Genomic DNA, 17,011 nt, shown 5'->3' on the forward strand with positions numbered 1-17,011 from the left:
CCATGAGTATCCAGGAGATCCTGAAGGACATGTCATACGGCCCCGCTCCCGAAGATCCGTCGATCGTGCACGAATGGCTCGCGTCCCGTCCGGACGGCTTCGGCCATTTCATCGACGGAACCTTCACCGCGCCCGGCACGACGTTCGAGGTGCAGAACCCTGCGACAGGCAGGGTCATCGCGCGGGTCACGCAAGGCAGCGCCGCCGATGTCGACGCCGCCGTCAAGGCCGCGCGGAAGGCGCAGCCGGCTTGGGCGGATCTGTCGGGCCACGAGCGGGCACGGTATCTCTACGCCATCGCGCGCCATGTGCAGCAGCATGCGCGGTTCCTCTCGGTGCTCGAGGCGATCGACAACGGCAAGCCGATCCGCGAGACCCGCGACATCGACGTGCCGCTGGTCGCGCGGCACTTCTATCACCACGCAGGCTGGGCCGAGATTGCCGTCGACGAGCTCCCGTGGACCGAGCCCTACGGGGTCTGCGGCCAGGTGATCCCGTGGAACTTCCCGCTACTCATGCTGGCCTGGAAGATCGCGCCGGCGCTGGCCGCGGGCAACACGGTCGTCCTGAAGCCCGCTGAGTACACCCCGCTGACCGCGCTGGCCTTCGCCGGCATCTGCGCGGAGGTGGGCCTGCCCGCAGGCGTGGTGAATATCGTCACCGGCGACGGCGAGACGGGTGCCGCGATCGTCGGACACGAGGGGATCGACAAGATCGCCTTCACGGGCTCGACCGAAGTGGGCAAGACCATCCGCCGCCAGATCGCGGGGACGGGCAAGGGGCTCACCCTCGAACTGGGGGGCAAGTCGCCCTTCGTCGTCTTCGCGGATGCCGATCTAGACGCCGCCGTCGAAGGCGTGGTCGACGCGATCTGGTTCAACCAGGGTCAGGTCTGCTGCGCGGGCGCACGGATCCTCGTGGCCGAGGCGGTGGCTTCGCGGTTCGAGATGCTGCTGCGCGCGCGGATGGAGACGTTGCGCGTGGGCGACCCGCTCGACAAGTGCACCGACATGGGGGCCATCGTCCACCCGGTGCAACTCGAGCGGATCCGGGCGCTGGTCGAACAGGGTAAGGCCGAAGGGGTGGAGCTTCATCAGGGCAGCGCGCCGGAGGGCTGCTTCTATCCGCCCACGCTGGCCACGAACGTCGAACCCGCCAGCGTCCTGTCGACCGATGAGATCTTCGGCCCCGTGGTCACCATGACCACCTTCCGCACGCCCTCGGAGGCGGTCGAGCTGGCCAACAACACGCGTTACGGCCTCGCCGCGTCGATCTGGTCGGAGAACGTGAATCTCTGCCTCGACATCGCCGCGCAGGTGAAGGCGGGCGTGGTCTGGATCAACTGCACCAACGTCTTCGACGCGGGCGCGGGCTTCGGCGGGTACCGCGAATCCGGCTTCGGACGCGAAGGCGGGCGCGAGGGGATGATGGCGTATCTCCGCCACCCCGCGCCGTCCGGACCGGCGGTCGAGTTGGCCCGGCTCTCGGCGGTGCCCCATGACGGCGGCGGGACGGATGCGATCGACCGGACCGCCAAGCTCTTCGTCGGCGGCAAGCAGTCCCGGCCGGATTCGGGATATTCCTATGCCGTCGCGGGTCCGGCGGGCCCTGTCGGGCTGGCCGGGCTGGGCAATCGCAAGGATATTCGCAACGCAGTCGAGGCGGCGGCGAAGGCCGTCGGCTGGGGCGGGGCGACCGGCCACAATCGGGCGCAGATCCTGTACTACATGGCCGAGAACCTTTCCGCCCGGAGCGCCGAGTTCGCCGCCCGGCTGGAGGCACTGGGCGCGGAGCCGTCCGCCGCCCGGGCGGAAGTCGAGGCGGCGATCCGGCGCTGCTTCTGGTACGCGGCGCAGGCCGACAAGTTCGACGGCGCGGTGCACCAGACCAAATCGGCCCACGTGACGCTCGCCATGCACGAGCCGCTGGGCGTCATGGGGATCGTCTGCCCGAGCCAGGCGCCGTTTCTGGGGTTTGTCAGCCTTGTCCTGCCGGCGATCGCGATGGGCAACCGGGTGGTCACAGTGCCGTCGCAGCCGTATCCGCTGGCCGCGACGGACCTCTACCAGGTGTTCGAGACGTCCGACCTGCCGGCGGGCGTGGTCAACATCGTCAGCGGACCACGGGACGAGCTGGCCAAGACGCTGGCCGGTCACGACGAGGTCGCGGGCATGTGGTATGTCGGCGGGGCCGAGGGCTCTGCGATGGTCGAGCGCGAGAGCGCGGGCAATCTAAAGCAGACCTGGACCGAGGCCGATGGCGCGCGCGACTGGTCCGGCCGCGATGGCCAGGGGCGCGGCTTTCTTCACCGCGCGACGCAGGTGAAGAACATCTGGGTGCCGTACGGAGAATGATCGTCTTCGATTGCGACGGCGTGTTGGTGGACAGCGAAATCCTGTCCTGCGGCACTGATGCCGAGCTGATGCGCTCTGCCGGCCACGAGATCACGCTGGAGGATCTCGTGGCCGGCTATATCGGCTGGCCGAAGCGGGCGATTTGGGACGATATCGCCGCCCGGCGCGGCACACCTTGGCCCGACGGATTGTTCGAACTCGCGACCTCGCGCCTGATGGAGCGGATCGAGGACGAACTGGTCGCGGTCGCGGGCGTGGCCAAGGCGCTGGACCGGATCCCGGACCCCAAGGCGGTCGCGTCCTCGTCGGGCGTGGCCAAGCTTCACGCCTCGCTCGCGCGGTGCGGGCTGACGCACTATTTCGATGAACGGATCTTCTCGGCCCAGCAGGTCGCGCGTGGCAAGCCCGCGCCTGACATCTTCCTCTTCGCCGCGGAGCAAAGCGGCGTCGCGCCTCGGGATTGCCTGGTCATCGAGGACAGCGCCGCCGGCGTCACGGCGGCACGGGCCACCGGCATGCCCGCGATCGGGTTCACCGGGGCGAGCCATACCTATCCCGGCCATGCGGATGCGCTGCTTGACGCCGGAGCCGTGACGGTGATCGCGGATATGCGCGAGCTGCCCGCGCAGATCGACCGCTTCAGAAGGGCTGGTTCCGCCGCATCTGACTGAGGAACCGTTTCATCCTGACCAGCCGCTGGTTGTGGGCCTGGCCCAGCCTGCGCGCCACCAGCGTCGACAAGATGTCGGCCACGCAGAGGGCGGCGATCCGCGACGTGGTCGGCGTGAAGAGCTCGGTATTATCCAGGGCCTCGACGTTGATGACGACGTCGGAATAGTCGAGCAGCGTGGTCTGCGTGCCGCCCGTCATGGCGATAACCTTGGCGCCGCGGTCACGCGCGAGGCGGGCGAGCTCGATGATGGTCAGCGTGGCGCCGGTGTTGGAGATCGCCACCGCGACCGATCCCGGACGCATCATCGAGGCCGCCATCAGCTGCTGGTGGCTGTCCATCGTCGCATTGCAGGGAATGCCGAAGAGCGGAAATTTCTGCTGCAGGTCCTGGGCCACGATCGCCGAGGCCCCGAAGCCGAAGAATTCGATATGCGTGGAATCCAAGATGATCTCTACGGCGGCGTTCACCTGCTCCATGTCGAGCGCATGGCGCGCCCAGTCGAGCGAGCTGATCGTGTAGTCGAAGATTTTCGAGGCGACCTCTTGCGGGGTGTCAGCGTCGTCGATCGCCGAATTTGTCGCGGGCGTGCCCAATGCGAGGCTCTGTGCTAGCCGCAGCTTGAGATCCTGAAACCCCTCGCACCCGATCGCACTGCAAAAGCGGATCACGGTAGGCTGAGACACCCCGGCGAGTTCCGCGGTCTCGGCCACGGTGGCGTTCATTAGGCGCTGCGGATTCTCGAGCAGGACGTCGGCGACCTTGCGATCGGATTTCCTCAATGTGGGATAGCGCGTCTTGACCGCCTCTAGGATGTTGCGGCCGAAGGGGAGAGGATCGTCGCTGTTCATGTTCCCCCCCAGGAGGATCGGTCGGTCAGCGCCTCGAGACGGTAGCAGGTCTGCGTTATCGCGGGGTGAAACGCAACCGGACCGCTTTCGGCCGCAATCCTGTCCAGTTCCGCGCGCGGGGCGGTGTTGAAGGCGAACATGTCGAAGTGATGGGCGATCACGCAGGGAATGCCCGTGGCTTCGGCCAGGGCCAGCGCCTCGCGCGCGGTCATGTTGCCCGGAATGCCGGCTCCCGCGCGTTGTGCGTCGCGGCCGTTCACCGGCAGCAGAGCGAGATCGGCGGACAGGGCGGCGACCTCATCGATCTGACCGGGAAAGGGGATCGTGTCGCCGGAATGGAGGATCGTCGCACCGCAAAGGCGCAGGGCGTAACCAAGGAAGAGATGACGCCCCTCGGCATCGACCTCGAGCGTCTCGTGCGCGGCGCGCGTGGCTTGCAGCCCGATCCCGTCCACGGGGCTCGCGGTCTCGCCCGCATCGAGCAGGATCAGTTCCGGCGTCACGGCGCCGATCCTTTCGCGGACCTTCGCTTCCGAGGACGCGGCGGCCACCAGCACCGCGGCGGGGTTGGCTTCGAGCAGCGGAACAAGCGTTGCACCGTCGAGATGATCGGTATGGGCATGGGTCGAGAGCACCGCGTCGACATGCCGGATCTCGCCGGGCTCGACCGGCGGCGGCATCATGCGCCCATGCGGCGTGGCGCTGCCGTGATACTTGGCTTCGAGGGAATCCGACAGGTAGGGGTCGATCACGACCCGTCGGCCCACGCCGTCGATGACGAAGCCCGCCTGGCCCAGCCAGTAGAGGCACAGCGCCTCGCCCGGCGGCGCGCCGAGAACTTTGGGCAGGGGATCGCGGCGGGGGACTTCACGCAGCCGCATGGTCCCGCACCAGATGCTTGAGCAGGTTCTCGACGGCGGCGTCGGTCGCGCGCGAGACGCTGCCATCCGTCAGCCCTCCGATATGCGATGTTGCGATCACGTTGCGATGGGCGGCGAGGGCGAGGCTCTTGGGTGGTTCGACCGAGAACACGTCCGTCGCATAATGCGAAATTCGTCCCTGGTCGAGCGCCTCTAGCATGGCCTCCTCGTCGACCAGCGCCGCCCGCGCGGTGTTGATGACGATCGCCCCCCGTTTCATGCGCTCCAGTGTCTCGGCGTGGATGATGGGCCTGCCATCCTCCGGCTGCGGGCAGTGCAGGGTCAGGAAATCTGCGTTCCGCACCACCTCGTCGAGCCCGGCATACCGGACGGCCCCCCCGAGCAGACCCAGGGGCGGGCGGGCCGGGTCCATGGCGAGCACGCGTGCCCCCAGCGCTGAGACCACCGACGCCACCTTGCCGCCGATCGCGCCCATGCCGACGATCCCGATCGTCGAGCCCTCGATCTCGCGTCCGCGGCGCCGGGGCCATCCGCCCGCGGCGACGCCTTTCGAGATTTCGGGAAGGTGACGGCAGCACGAGAGCATCAGGCCGACGGCCAGCTCCGCCACCCCGGTGGCATTGGCGCCCACCGCGCGCTCCAGCGCGATGCCCTTCCGACGCAGCAGCTCCAACGGAAGGCTGTCCACCCCGGTCCCGTTGCGCGAGATCACGCGCAGCTCGCTCGCCGCTTCGATCACCGCCTCGCTCACCGGCTCGACGCCGGCCAGCCAACCGACGCATCCGGGAACGAGCCGCAGAAGCTCGGCCTCGTCGGGCATCTCGCCGGGGGTGCTGAAGATCGGCTCGAAGCCGTTGGCCGCGAGGCGGTCGAGTTCCACGGGCGGGTCCGAGGTGAGCGAACGAGGGGTAATGAGGATCCGGGTCATGCGTTTTTCGCTCTGAGGGCGATCTCGGTCAGCCGGTCGATATTGTCCTGCCCGGGATCGATCTCGATATCGAAGACCTCCGCGATCACCTGCGTCCAGCCGTGGATGAAGTAAGTCCAGCCATCTACGATTGTCAGGTTGCGCGCGACCTCCTGAATTCGGGCCTGCTTGAGGAAGATGAGATCCCCGCGATAATTAAGCTCCCACGCCACGGCGGCCTCGGGGAATTCCGCCGCTTCGGTTAGCGGCGAACCGGGGGCGTCCTTGCCCAGACCCGTCGCATTGATGACCAGCGATCCGGGCGCCAATCCGGGCAGCACGGCGTCGTTGCCGGCAGGTTGTTCGACCAGCACGTATTCGACGGGGACGTCGCTCTCGATCTCGGAATGGACGCGGCGGATCTCGTCGATGCGTCCGGGCTCGCGGTCCGATACCACGATGCGGCCGGGCACGTTCGCGCCCCTCTCCTTACGCATCAGATGCCACGTCATGGCGATGGTGGATCCACCGGCCCCCATCGCGAAGACGTCGCCGTCCGTGCGCTTCCAGTACTCCGGTCCGAGAAAGCCGTCGATGGCCAGGCCCGAAGAGATCGGGTCCTTGGCGTGGCAGACGAGCTTGCCGTCGCGCTTGGAAATGCACGACGTCTCCCGCATGAGGGCCGCGAACGGGTCGATTTCGTCGAACATGTCCCGGCACGCCTCAAAGAGATCGATCTTGTGGGTCGTGACCAGCGCACCCAGCGAGTTCGGATCGTCGCGGATATAGGCCACCGCCTCGCGGTACGCCGCGGGGTCGGCGTGGGGCGCGAAGTCGATGCCGGAGATGCTGGCGTGGTCCAGACCGAAATGCCGGGCCCAGGCAGGGAAGACCGTCATGATGGACGAGTGTTTCGTCGTCACGCCAATGAAGTGCAATGTCGGCCTTTCGCAGGGGGCATAGCTCATCCCCGGATCTCATCAACGCGTTCGACGGCGTGGCGGGCGCGGGCCGTGATCCCGGCCCAGTCGCCTGCTTCGATGTCGGCGGGCTTCGCGATCCAGGTGCCGCCGACCGCCGCGATGATCGGAAGAGACAGCCATTCGTGCATGTTGTCTTGGGTGACACCGCCCGTCGGGATGAACGTAAGGCCCAGGTGCAGGAAGGGGGCCGAGATGTTTTTTAGCATGTCGGGGCCGCCGGCGGCCATTGCGGGGAAGAACTTCATCAGCCGGCAGCCGCGGGCCGTGGCCAGGGAGATGTCCGAAGGCGTCATGATGCCGGGCGCGAAGGGCAGGCCGGCCGCGTCGGCGGCCGCCACGACCTCGGGGTCGAACCCCGGCGCGAGACCGAAGGTGGCGCCGGCCGCGACGGCGCTCGAGACGGCGTCGACCGACAGGACCGTGCCCGCGCCCATCAACAGGTCGGGCCGCGTTTCGGAGACCCGGGCCATGGCCTCGGCCGCGGCCTCCGTGCGGAATGTGATCTCGGCGATCGGCAGGCCGCCCTCGAGGAGCGCGTCGGCCAGCGGTTCGGCGTAGTCCGCGGACGGGATGGCGATGACGGGGACGACGCCGATCCGGGCCGCCCGATCGAACGGAGCCACGTTCATGTTGCCGCCCCCGCATCCTCGTAGATCCGGGCGATCTCGGCGTCGCTGCGGGGGCGCCATCCGGGGTTCGGGACATCGGTCCAGCCGCCCATTCCGTCGTCGACGATCCGCACTCGTAGGCCGCCCGAACGCTCGATGATCCCGTAATCCTGTCCCGAATCGGCTGGATAGACGAACATCATCACCAGATCCTCCGACCCGGTATTGACCGATCGATGGATCCAGAACGGCGGCACGTAGCAGATCGATTGCGGCTTCACTTCGATCAGGCGGGTTTCGCCTTCGGGGCTTTCGAGCTGCATAATACCGCGGCCTGACTGCCCGTAATAAATCTCGGGTCGGTCGCCGTTCGCGTGGATGTGTCCGCGGGTAAGGAAGTACTCGTCACCCACCTTTCCGGGCGCCATCCGGGTAACGCCCATGATCAGGTCGGAGACCTTCTTCCCGGGCGTATAAGTGGTGACCTCATACGCGACGGTGCCCCGGCGTTCCTCGATCAGCCGCGCGAAGGCGGCAGCGTCCGAATAAAGCCCCGTCAGGTCATCGTAGAGCTTCTGGTAGTGGCCGTTGCCGCCCTCGAGACGCCCCTCCGACACCACTACGTCGCAGGATTGCGGTTCGTGACTCTCCATAATCGCCTCCATCGAAAAGGTAGCAGCGCTACATATTATTTTGAGGATTAGGGTAAAGCGGGCATTCTAGGCAAGGGTTTGATGCCAAACGAGGCAGTTTTTCCTGAAATTCTGTATTGACCGAAAGAATTTCGGTAACTACGCTCCAAAAAAGATCGGGCTGAGGGTGCCTGATGCGCTGCATCGCAGCGCCACCACAATGGGGAGGACACCATGAAGAAGCGCACATTCCTTGCAACCGCCGCCGTCGCCGCGGCCGGTTTCGCCGCGCCGGCATTCGCGCAGGATGGCGACTGCAGCGTCGGCATCGCAATGTACACGCTCGGCGCACCCTACTTTGCCGCGCAGGCGGAGACGGCCCGCCAGGTCGCCGAGGAGGCCGGCTGCGAGGTGCGCGTCGCCGATGGCCAGAACGACATGGTCAAGCAGATCGGCGACGTCGAAGACATGGTGGCGGCGGGGATCGACATCCTGATCCTGAACCCGCGCGACGCGCAGGGTCTTGTCGCTTCCGCGAACATGGCGTCCGCGCAGGGGGTGCACGTGATCGCCATCGACTCGACGCTCGACCCGTCGGCGGATTTCATCACTCAGATTCAGTCTTCCAACACCGCCAACGGCGAGCTGGTCGGGCAATGGCTGGCAAACGAGCTTAACGGCGAGCCGGCGAGAATCGCGCTTATCTCCGGCAGCCAGGGCAACCTCGTCGGGCGGGAGCGGCGTCTCGGCGTCCTGCGCGGCCTGATGGATGCGCAGCTGACGAGTCAGGGCGACGCGGATATCGAGGTTCTAGGCCAGGGCTGGGGCAACTGGGCGACCGAAGGCGGCCTGACCGCGATGGAAGACCTGCTCACTGCGCATCCCGACATCAACGTCGTGCTGGGTGAGAACGACTCGATGGTGCTCGGCGCGCGTTCGGCGCTTCAGGCGGCTGGTCGTCTCGACGAGGTCATCCTGGTCGCGGCGGCCGATGGCCAGAAGGAAGCGCTCCAACTCATCAAGGACGGCGAGTATGGCGCGACCGGGCTGAACAACCCCAACGAAATCGCCCGTCGCGCGGTTGAGATCGGCCTGCAGGCCATGAACGACGAACTGCCCGAGGGTCTCAGCAAGCTCACCTATACCGACCCGGCGGCGATCACGCAGGAGAACGTGGATCAGTATCTGGACCCTGAATCGGTCTTCTGAGCGCGTCACCTCCCAGTGCCCGTCCGGCCGACCGGCCGGACGAGCGCCGACTCAAGCAATTTTCGGGGGCGGACGATGACGGCGCTGATTGAGCTCGACGATATCACCAAGACCTTCGCGGGCATCCATGCGCTGTCCGGCGTGAATTTCACGCTCCACGCCGGTGAGGTCCATGCGCTGTGCGGAGAAAACGGTGCCGGCAAGTCGACCCTCATCCGCGTCCTGGGCGGCGAGATGCGCCCCGACGGCGGCACGATCCGGATCGACGGCGAGGCCGTGCGCCTCTCGGGGCCCATGGACGCCATCTATCGCGGTGTCTCGATTATCCATCAGGAGATGGCGCTGGCCCCGGACTTGACCGTGGCCGAGAACATCTTCCTCGGCGAACTTCCCGCCAGGATCGGCTGGTCCGAGCTCAATCGCCGGGCCGGCGAACTCATCGACCGGCTCGGCTTCGACATTTCACCCCGCGCGCTCGTCGCCGACCTCTCCGTGGCTCACCAGCAGGTGGTCGAGATTGCCAAGGCGCTCAGCCGCAAGGCGCGCGTCATCGTCTTCGACGAGCCGACAGCTGTTCTGTCGATCGGAGACGCGAACCGCCTGCTCGAGATCATCCGGGGCCTCAGGTCCGACGGTGTCGGCATCGTCTACATCTCCCACCGCCTAGACGAGATCTTCGCGATCTCCGACCGTGTCTCGGTCCTCAAAGACGGACGGAACGCCGGCGAGGTTAAGGCGGAAGACGCGAATGTCGAGACGCTCATCCGGATGATGGTGGGCCGTCCCCTGTCGCAACTGTTCGGCGACAAGCCCGAGACCGATATCGGCAAGGAGATCCTGCGGGTCGAGAATCTGACCCTGCCGAACGGCGTCGCGGGCATATCTTTCTCGCTGCGGCGCGGAGAGATTGTGGGGCTCGGCGGGCTCGTGGGCTCGGGCCGGACGGAGGTCGCCCGCGCGATCTTCGGCGCCGATGCGATCAGCTCGGGCACCATGACGCTCGGCGGCGCAGCGTATCGACCGAGAAGCCCCACGCAGGCCGTAAAGAATGGGGTGAACCTCGTCCCCGAGGATCGAAAGGGTCAAGGCATCGTGCTCGACATGGGCATCAACAAGAACATGACGATGGCCAACATCAACGCCGTCGCGCGAATGGGGTTCTTCCAGCCCCGCAAGGAACGCGGCGTCGTAGGCGCGCTTATCAAGTCTCTGCAGATCAAGCTAGGTGCACCTTCCGATCCGGTAAGCAGCCTATCGGGCGGCAACCAGCAGAAAGTCGTCCTGGCGAAGTGGTTCCACTCAGGTGGCGATGTCGTCATTCTGGACGAACCGACGCGCGGGGTGGATGTCGGGGCCAAAACCGAGATCTATTCGCTGATTCACAAGATGGCGGCGGCGGGCAAGGCCGTTCTCGTCATCTCGTCGGAGCACGCCGAACTCTTCGGTCTGTGCGACCGCGTGCTTGTCATGGGCGAGGGCCGTCTGCGGGGCGAACTCGGCCCGGACGAATTTACCGAGGAACGACTGCTGACCCTCTCCATCGGAGGCGGCGACCGGCAGGGCAGGGAGGCTATGGCATGAGCGACAGAACGGCAGGCATAGGCGAACCCGCCGCTACCGAGGAGAAAGCGGCCAACCGGAAGGGCCCGGGCTTCTCGCGTCTCTTTCGGACCTACGGAACCCTCACGATCTTCATCCTGCTGGTACTGCTTGCCAGCACCCAGTCGGACGCGTTCCTGACGGAGCGCAACGCCACGAACCTGCTGCGCCAGATGTCCGGTGTCGGGATCATGGCCATCGGCATGTTGTTCGTGATCCTCACCCGCGGCATCGACCTAAGCGTGGGCTCGATCGCGGCGTTGGGGGCGGTGACCTCGGCTATGTTCGTGCAGGACATGTCGATGCCGATGGCCGTCGCCTCCGTCGTGCTGATCGGCGCAGCCTGTGGGGCGGTGTCGGGCTTTCTCATCGCCTTTCTGCGGCTCCCGGCCTTTGTCATCACGCTGGCGATGATGACAGGTGCGCGGGGCCTGGCATTGATCCTGTCGAACGGGCAACCGGTCATGCCGGGCACCTCGGGGCAGGGCCTGCAGAATTTCGGGACCTCCTTCACGCTGGGGCTGCCCAATCCGGCGTGGCTGATGCTCTCCCTTTTCGCCATCGCGTTCCTGATCCTGAACTTCAGCCGTTTCGGGCGGCTGGTGAAGGCCATCGGGTCGAACGAGGAGGCCGTGCGCCTCTCCGGGATATCGGTGCCGTGGTACGTGGCGTCGGTCTACGTGATCTCCGGCGCGCTCGCGGCGGTGGCGGGGCTCCTCGTCACCGCACGCTCCGGCGTCGGCTCCGCGCAGGTGGGCGTGGCCGCCGAACTTGACGTCATCGCGGCCGTCGTCATCGGCGGCGCGAGCCTCATGGGCGGACGCGGCGATGTGGTAAACACTTTTATCGGCGTGATGATCCTGGGCGTGATCGGCAACATCATGAACCTCGCCGGGGTGCCGGGCTATCATCAGCAGGTTTATCTTGGCGTCATTATCGTGGTCGCGGTTGTGCTGCAGAACTCAGCGCAGCTTTTCCGTCGCTGATGACCCGGATCTGCACGATCGCGCTGGATATTGGTACCGGCTCCACCCGCGCTGCGGCAATGGGGGCGGACGGCCGGATCTTGAAGGTGGCGGCCCGGGAATACGAACAATCCGTGCCCGCCCACGGCTGGTCTGAACAGCGGCCCGACGATTGGTGGGCAGCGGCGGTGGCCACCTTGCGGGAGGTCACGCGGTGGGCCGGCGACGAGGGGATATCAGTCAGCGTCGTCGCTGCCTGCGGTCAGATGCATGGAACGGTGCTGATCGACGAGGATGGCCGCACGACGCGGGATTGGGTGCCGCTCTGGAACGACAAGCGCACCCTCGACCACGTCAAGCGCTTCGAGGCGGCCGAGAACGTCGAGCGTTGGCTGGAACGTACGGCGAACCCGCCGACGCCCGCCTGGCCGGCCTTCAAGATGCAATGGTTGCGCGACAACGATCCCGCGGCGTGGGACGCCGCGACCACTGTTCTCATGCCGAAGGACTACATCAATTTCCGCCTCACTGGCGCGCGCTCAATGGACTGGACTGAGGCGGCCTGCTCGTTCCTAATGGACCCTGCAACGGGCGACTGGAGCGGTGAAGTCATCGCGACCCTCGGGCTCGATCCAGCCAAGATGGCGCCGATCCGCCTGCCCACCGACATCGTCGGGACCGTGACGGAGGAGGCCGCGCGGCAGACCGGGCTGCGGGCGGACACGCCCGTTCTGGTAGGCGGCGGCGACTACCCCGTGGCGCTCTTGGGTTCGGGCGTGTGCCGCCCCGGTCTCGCCTCCGAGGTGGCCGGCACCTCCTCGATCATGACGCTGGTCTCTGAAACCCCGATCCTCGACACCGAGATCTCGAACGTCGGCACCCCCGAGGGCAATTGGGGTGCCTTCGCGCTGCTCGAGGCCGGCGGCGATGCGGCCCGATGGGCACGGCGGGTTTTCCATGGGAACGCGGCCAGCTATTCGGAGATTCTCGACATGGCTGCCGGTGCTGCGCCCGGATCGGACGCGCTACTGTTCCTGCCCTATCTTGTGGGCGAGCGGCTTGGCGAGCATCGCAATTCCCGTGCACAGTTTTTCGGCCTGTCGGCTGGTCACGGCCTGCCCGAGATGCACCGCGCGGTTCTGGAGGGTGTGGGTTTTGCCGTGAATCGGCACCTGCGCGTCATGGAACGCGCAACTGGATTGCGGCCAGAGATGCTGATCGCCTCTGGCGGCGGCGCGAAGGCGGATCTTTGGCTGAAGATCAAGGCATCGATCTACGATCTGCCAATCCTGATCCCGGAAGAGCCGGAATGCGGCCTCGTAGGCTGCGCCATCCTGGCGGCGGTCGCGACGGGCGACGCCCGCGACCCCGCTGAAGCGGCATCGCGCCTCGTCAGGCATGAACGCGAGATCTCCCCAGACCCCGCCTGGGCGGAGCACTACGCCCGGATGCAGCCGCTCTTCGATGCGCTCTGCGCTCACGGACAGAAATATTACGACACTCTCGACGCGCTCGCTGCGTCCACACCGGAGACCTGAATGCCCGACGCCGCCAACATCCTCTACCTCGACCGCTTCTCGCTCCGGGGACGTCGCGCCCTGGTGACCGGAGGTGCGCGGGGCATTGGATTCGCGATCTGCGACGCGCTTTCCCAGGCCGGTGCGACCGTGGTCCTGACCGATCGCGACGGCGATGCGGCGCACGACGCGGCCGAAAGGCTGCGCGGGCGCGCCGGCGATGTGGCGGCGGCGCAGCTCGACGTGACCGACCCCGCCGCCGTCACGGCGATGGCGGACGAATGGCCCGAGATCGACATCCTCGTGAACAACGCGGGCATCGCCCGCTCCAACATTCCCGCCGAAAAGATGAGCGACGACGAATGGTCCTCGGTCATCGATATCAATCTCAACGGCCTCTTTTGGTGCTGTCGTGCCTTTGGCAGGCATATGCTCGGGCGAGGCGCGGGGAATGTTGTCAATGTGGGCTCGATGTCCGGCTATATCGTCAATCGTCCGCAGGAGCAGGCACAGTACAATGCCTCGAAGGCGGCAGTGCATCAGCTTACCCGGTCGCTGGCCGCCGAGTGGGCGCCGCGCGGCGTACGAGTAAATGCGGTCGCACCCACCTACATAGAGACCGAGATGAACGCCTACGTCTACAATGACGACGCCCTCATGCGGCACTGGATCGGCGGTACTCCGCAAGGCCGGATGGGGCGCCCGGATGAGGTCGCCTCGGTCGTTCTGTTTCTCGCCTCGGACGCGGCTAGTCTGATGACCGGTTCGATCGTGCTCGCCGATGGCGGCTATACCTGCTGGTAAGGAGACACCAATGCGTGTGACCGGAGCCCGTTTCCCGGGCCGATACATTCAAGCGCCGGAATTGCTGTCGCGACTGGGCTCAGAAGTGTGCAGCCTCGGCTCGCACGCGCTGTGTCTGCTTGACGGGACCCTGGCCAGTAGGCTCGAGCCACTTGTGTATAAGGGCGCAGGATCGTCGCTAAAGGTCGTGTGTCGAACGCATGGCGGCGAATGTTCCGAGACAGAGATCGCAGCCAGCGTGAAGGCCGGCCGCGACGAGGGCGTGGACCTAGTCATTGGCGTCGGCGGCGGCAAGACGCTTGACACTTCCAAGGCGACGGCGCACGAGCTCGGCGTGCCCGTGGTGATCGTGCCGACCATCGCTGCCTCCGATGCGCCATGCTCGGCCCTGGCGGTGATCTACAACGAGGACGGCAGCGTCGCCTACGACAGATTCCTTTCGCGCAACCCGGAACTGGTGCTGGTGGATACGCAGATCGTCGCCCAGGCGCCCGCCCGCTTTCTAGCCGCCGGTATAGGGGACGCTCTCGCCACCTGGTACGAGGCGCAGAGCAGCCTCCGCGCCGACGTACCGAATTGCTGGGGCACCCATGGCGCGATCGTCGCGCACGAAATCGCGCGCCTCTGCCGGGACGTGATTTTCGAGCACGGTGCCGCCGCGCTGACCGATTGCGACAGCAATACCGTGACGCCTGCGCTCGAGGCGGTGATCGAGGCGAACATCCTGCTCTCCGGCGCCGGCTTCGAATCGGGCGGCGTCGCCGGGGCGCATGCGATCCACCACGGCCTATGCGAACTCGAGGACGTCCATCATCACCTCCATGGTGAAAAGGTGGCCATCGGTGTCTTGGCCATGCTCCTGATCCTCGGCGAGGACGACGAATTCGAGCATGTGCGCGACTTCTGCAAGAGCGTGCGGCTGCCGGTACGGCTTGCCGATGTCGGCATCGTCGAGGTCACCGACGAGAAGCTCGACCGCGTCGGGCGGCGCGCTTGCAAGCCCGGCGACATCATGAAGAACGAGCCGATCGAGGTGACCCCCGGCATGGTCGCGGACGCCCTGAAGCGACTTGGATAGGATGAGAGGCATGAATGATGCGAATGCAATCTTGGGCGCCTTCCGGCCCGACCTCTTTGCCGGGAGAACGGCCGTCATCGTCGGTGCGACAAGCGGCATCGGGCTCGAAATCGCGCGCGGTTTCGCGTCGCTGGGGGCCGAGGTGATCGCGACCGGCAGTTCGGCGGAGAAGATCGCCGGCCTGCCGGAGGAGAAGGGCATCACGATGCGGCAGCTCGACGTCCGCGACGCGGATGCCGTGCATGCTTTCTGTGCGGAATTCTATTCTCTCGACTTCCTCGTGAACGGCGCGGGGATCGCCCGGGCGGAACAGGAATGGGACGAGGCGGTCTTCCTCGACACGATGGACGTGAATCTCAATGCCCAGATGCGGTTCAGCTTTGCGTTGCACGATGCGCTGGCCCACAATCGCGGCGGTTCGATCGTGAACATTGCTTCCATGTTGAGTTTCATGGCGGATCCCGGGGTCCCGGCCTATTGTGCATCAAAGACCGGCGTTTTAGGACTGACTAGGGCATGCGCCCACCGTTGGGGACGGGAAGGTATCCGCGTGAACGCCATTGCGCCAGGGTATCACAAAACAGATATGACCAGGCCCATCTGGTCGACCGAAGCCGGCGAGGCGGCGGTTTCAAGGCGGACGGCGGTTGGGAAGTGGGGAACGGCCAATGATTTGGTAGGGGCCGCGATTTTCCTCTGCTCGCCAGCAGCCTCTTATATAACCGCAACTTGCCTTCCTGTCGATGGAGGCTTCGCTACGGGTAATCCCTTGTAATATTTCACCATTTCTGGTTGTATGTGGGTCCCACCTAATTGTAACAACTAGTTCTAGCGTTGTGAGCGCTGACGTATACCCGGCTTCTGAGAGTGGCCCGATGCTATCGTCGCCGCAAGCCCTGATGGTTTTTCGCCCGCCTCGCGCTTCATGCCCCCGAGGCACGAGCCATTGTCGTGCCGGTCCACACATCAGGCTCCCTAGGCGATGGGCCGTAAGCCTGATCTCCATTCTCGGCAGGAGCTGCAATGTTCTGGGGTGAGCCCTTCCGCTGCTTTGTTCCTACTTCGGTCCTTGGGCGCCGCGGTCAGGGAGCCATCGCGATGTCGCCGGGTTCGTAGTCGGCGCCGCTCGAGAGCATGGACCTGAACTGCCTCCCATTTCGATCGGACAGTCCGGCATAACCATGAAAGGCTCAAGCCTGTGCTTGAAGACATGCTCATTTCCAAAGACAATATCCGCCGGGTCGAGGTAATCACCGGCGCTGCACAACGCGGATATCGGGCTGCCCACGAGAAGCTGCGCATTATCCAGGAGAGCCTGGCGTCAGGAGGGTTCGTTTCCGCCGTGGCCAGGCGGAATGGCGTGGCACCGAACTTTCTGTTCCGGTGGCGCTGGTTGATGGATAAGGACGAGCAGTGCGTTACCATTTATGGAGTGGATGGCTCCGGCCCCCGGCACCGCAATGTGCCACATTGGGTGTCGTCATTGACCTATCGAGGAAGCCATCCATGGGCCATTTTACCACCATCGGCATCGATCTCGCCGAGAGCGTCTTCCAGATCCACGGCGTCCGGGAGGACGGTACGGTTGGGCTGCGGCGTTGTTGCACGAAGTTTGCCTGGGATTCACATCAGGAGTCCTGCGACATAGCTAGGCGCCATGTCCAAGCCTGTGCCGACCCGCTACCGTACCCTGAACTGGTCATCCTACAACGCGCCGCTGCGTGAGCGTGGGTCGCTGACCGTCTGGCTCGACCCCGTTACACCATGGCATGCGGCGGCGTCCGGCAAGCGCGGGGCGCAGCCGGTCTACAGCGACGCCGCCATCCAGGCATGCCTGACGATGAAGGGTGAAGGGCGTCCCGGAAACAGGCCGGTGGCCTGTTTCAGCCCTGAACGGGCGGAGCCCCGGGCCTGTTCGGCCTGCCGTTGCGCCAGACGACCGGCTTCGTGGCG

The 17,011-nt window shown here is 65.8% G+C and carries 16 protein-coding genes and 1 pseudogene; 11 read left to right on the forward strand and 6 right to left on the reverse strand.

What is annotated here, in order from left to right:
• Positions 1-2 precede the first annotated feature (2 nt).
• Both LX81_RS18385 and LX81_RS18390 read left to right on the forward strand, forming a co-directional pair.
• On the forward strand, positions 3-2,354 hold the full coding sequence (locus tag LX81_RS18385) for an aldehyde dehydrogenase family protein (RefSeq protein ID WP_211322818.1): 2,352 nt from the start codon (positions 3-5) through the stop codon (positions 2,352-2,354).
• Positions 2,351-3,025 (forward strand): HAD family hydrolase, encoded by a 675-nt coding sequence (locus LX81_RS18390; RefSeq protein ID WP_111538762.1) that lies wholly within the window; start codon positions 2,351-2,353, stop codon positions 3,023-3,025. The genes LX81_RS18385 and LX81_RS18390 overlap by 4 nt, the downstream gene beginning before the upstream one ends.
• On the opposite strand, the gene LX81_RS18395 is transcribed toward LX81_RS18390, so the two are convergent.
• From LX81_RS18395 to LX81_RS18420, 6 genes are read right to left on the reverse strand one after another with little or no spacing between them, the layout of a single operon-like run.
• A complete protein-coding gene (locus tag LX81_RS18395) occupies positions 2,994-3,875 on the reverse strand; it encodes a MurR/RpiR family transcriptional regulator (protein WP_111538763.1) in 882 nt (293 codons plus the stop codon). The genes LX81_RS18390 and LX81_RS18395 overlap by 32 nt on opposite strands.
• Positions 3,872-4,756, reverse strand: a complete 885-nt coding sequence (locus LX81_RS18400) for an MBL fold metallo-hydrolase (RefSeq protein WP_170134025.1) — start codon at positions 4,754-4,756, stop codon at positions 3,872-3,874. Before LX81_RS18400 ends, LX81_RS18395 begins: the two co-directional genes overlap by 4 nt.
• On the reverse strand, positions 4,743-5,684 hold the full coding sequence (locus LX81_RS18405; RefSeq protein ID WP_111538765.1) for a phosphoglycerate dehydrogenase: 942 nt from the start codon (positions 5,682-5,684) through the stop codon (positions 4,743-4,745). The genes LX81_RS18400 and LX81_RS18405 overlap by 14 nt, the downstream gene beginning before the upstream one ends.
• A complete protein-coding gene (locus tag LX81_RS18410) occupies positions 5,681-6,631 on the reverse strand; it encodes a shikimate dehydrogenase family protein (RefSeq protein ID WP_111538766.1) in 951 nt (316 codons plus the stop codon). Before LX81_RS18410 ends, LX81_RS18405 begins: the two co-directional genes overlap by 4 nt.
• Complete coding sequence (locus tag LX81_RS18415) at positions 6,628-7,275, reverse strand: bifunctional 4-hydroxy-2-oxoglutarate aldolase/2-dehydro-3-deoxy-phosphogluconate aldolase (protein ID WP_111538767.1); 648 nt, start codon at positions 7,273-7,275, stop codon at positions 6,628-6,630. The genes LX81_RS18410 and LX81_RS18415 overlap by 4 nt, the downstream gene beginning before the upstream one ends.
• Positions 7,272-7,907 carry a glucose-6-phosphate isomerase gene (locus LX81_RS18420; RefSeq protein ID WP_111538768.1) on the reverse strand — a complete coding sequence of 212 codons (636 nt, stop codon included), beginning with the start codon at positions 7,905-7,907 and terminating at the stop codon, positions 7,272-7,274. Before LX81_RS18420 ends, LX81_RS18415 begins: the two co-directional genes overlap by 4 nt.
• Positions 7,908-8,120: 213 nt before the next feature.
• On the opposite strand from LX81_RS18420, the gene LX81_RS18425 reads away from it, so the two are divergent.
• The 9 genes and pseudogenes from LX81_RS18425 to LX81_RS18465 all read left to right on the forward strand — a co-directional run.
• Positions 8,121-9,095 carry a substrate-binding domain-containing protein gene (locus tag LX81_RS18425; RefSeq protein ID WP_111538769.1) on the forward strand — a complete coding sequence of 325 codons (975 nt, stop codon included), beginning with the start codon at positions 8,121-8,123 and terminating at the stop codon, positions 9,093-9,095.
• Between the two features lie 75 nt (positions 9,096-9,170).
• The gene (locus LX81_RS18430; protein ID WP_111538770.1) at positions 9,171-10,676 is read left to right on the forward strand and encodes a sugar ABC transporter ATP-binding protein; all 1,506 of its coding nucleotides are present in this window, start codon (positions 9,171-9,173) and stop codon (positions 10,674-10,676) included.
• Positions 10,673-11,680: an ABC transporter permease gene (locus tag LX81_RS18435; RefSeq protein WP_111538771.1), complete on the forward strand. Its 1,008-nt coding sequence runs from the start codon at positions 10,673-10,675 to the stop codon at positions 11,678-11,680. Before LX81_RS18430 ends, LX81_RS18435 begins: the two co-directional genes overlap by 4 nt.
• Positions 11,680-13,197, forward strand: a complete 1,518-nt coding sequence (locus tag LX81_RS18440) for a xylulokinase (RefSeq protein WP_111538772.1) — start codon at positions 11,680-11,682, stop codon at positions 13,195-13,197. Before LX81_RS18435 ends, LX81_RS18440 begins: the two co-directional genes overlap by 1 nt.
• On the forward strand, positions 13,198-13,980 hold the full coding sequence (locus tag LX81_RS18445) for an SDR family NAD(P)-dependent oxidoreductase (protein WP_111538773.1): 783 nt from the start codon (positions 13,198-13,200) through the stop codon (positions 13,978-13,980).
• Between the two features lie 10 nt (positions 13,981-13,990).
• The gene (locus tag LX81_RS18450; RefSeq protein ID WP_111538774.1) at positions 13,991-15,058 is read left to right on the forward strand and encodes a glycerol dehydrogenase; all 1,068 of its coding nucleotides are present in this window, start codon (positions 13,991-13,993) and stop codon (positions 15,056-15,058) included.
• Between the two features lie 10 nt (positions 15,059-15,068).
• Positions 15,069-15,833 (forward strand): SDR family NAD(P)-dependent oxidoreductase, encoded by a 765-nt coding sequence (locus LX81_RS18455; RefSeq protein WP_111538775.1) that lies wholly within the window; start codon positions 15,069-15,071, stop codon positions 15,831-15,833.
• A 435-nt stretch (positions 15,834-16,268) separates the two neighbouring features.
• Positions 16,269-16,706: a transposase gene (locus LX81_RS23385; protein WP_373280298.1), complete on the forward strand. Its 438-nt coding sequence runs from the start codon at positions 16,269-16,271 to the stop codon at positions 16,704-16,706.
• 9 nt (positions 16,707-16,715) lie between these two features.
• Positions 16,716-17,011 (forward strand): annotated as a pseudogene (locus LX81_RS18465) (transposase); the annotation flags it as partial.

Source organism: Palleronia aestuarii, from assembly GCF_003253995.1.
GTDB classification, from domain to species: domain Bacteria; phylum Pseudomonadota; class Alphaproteobacteria; order Rhodobacterales; family Rhodobacteraceae; genus Palleronia; species Palleronia aestuarii.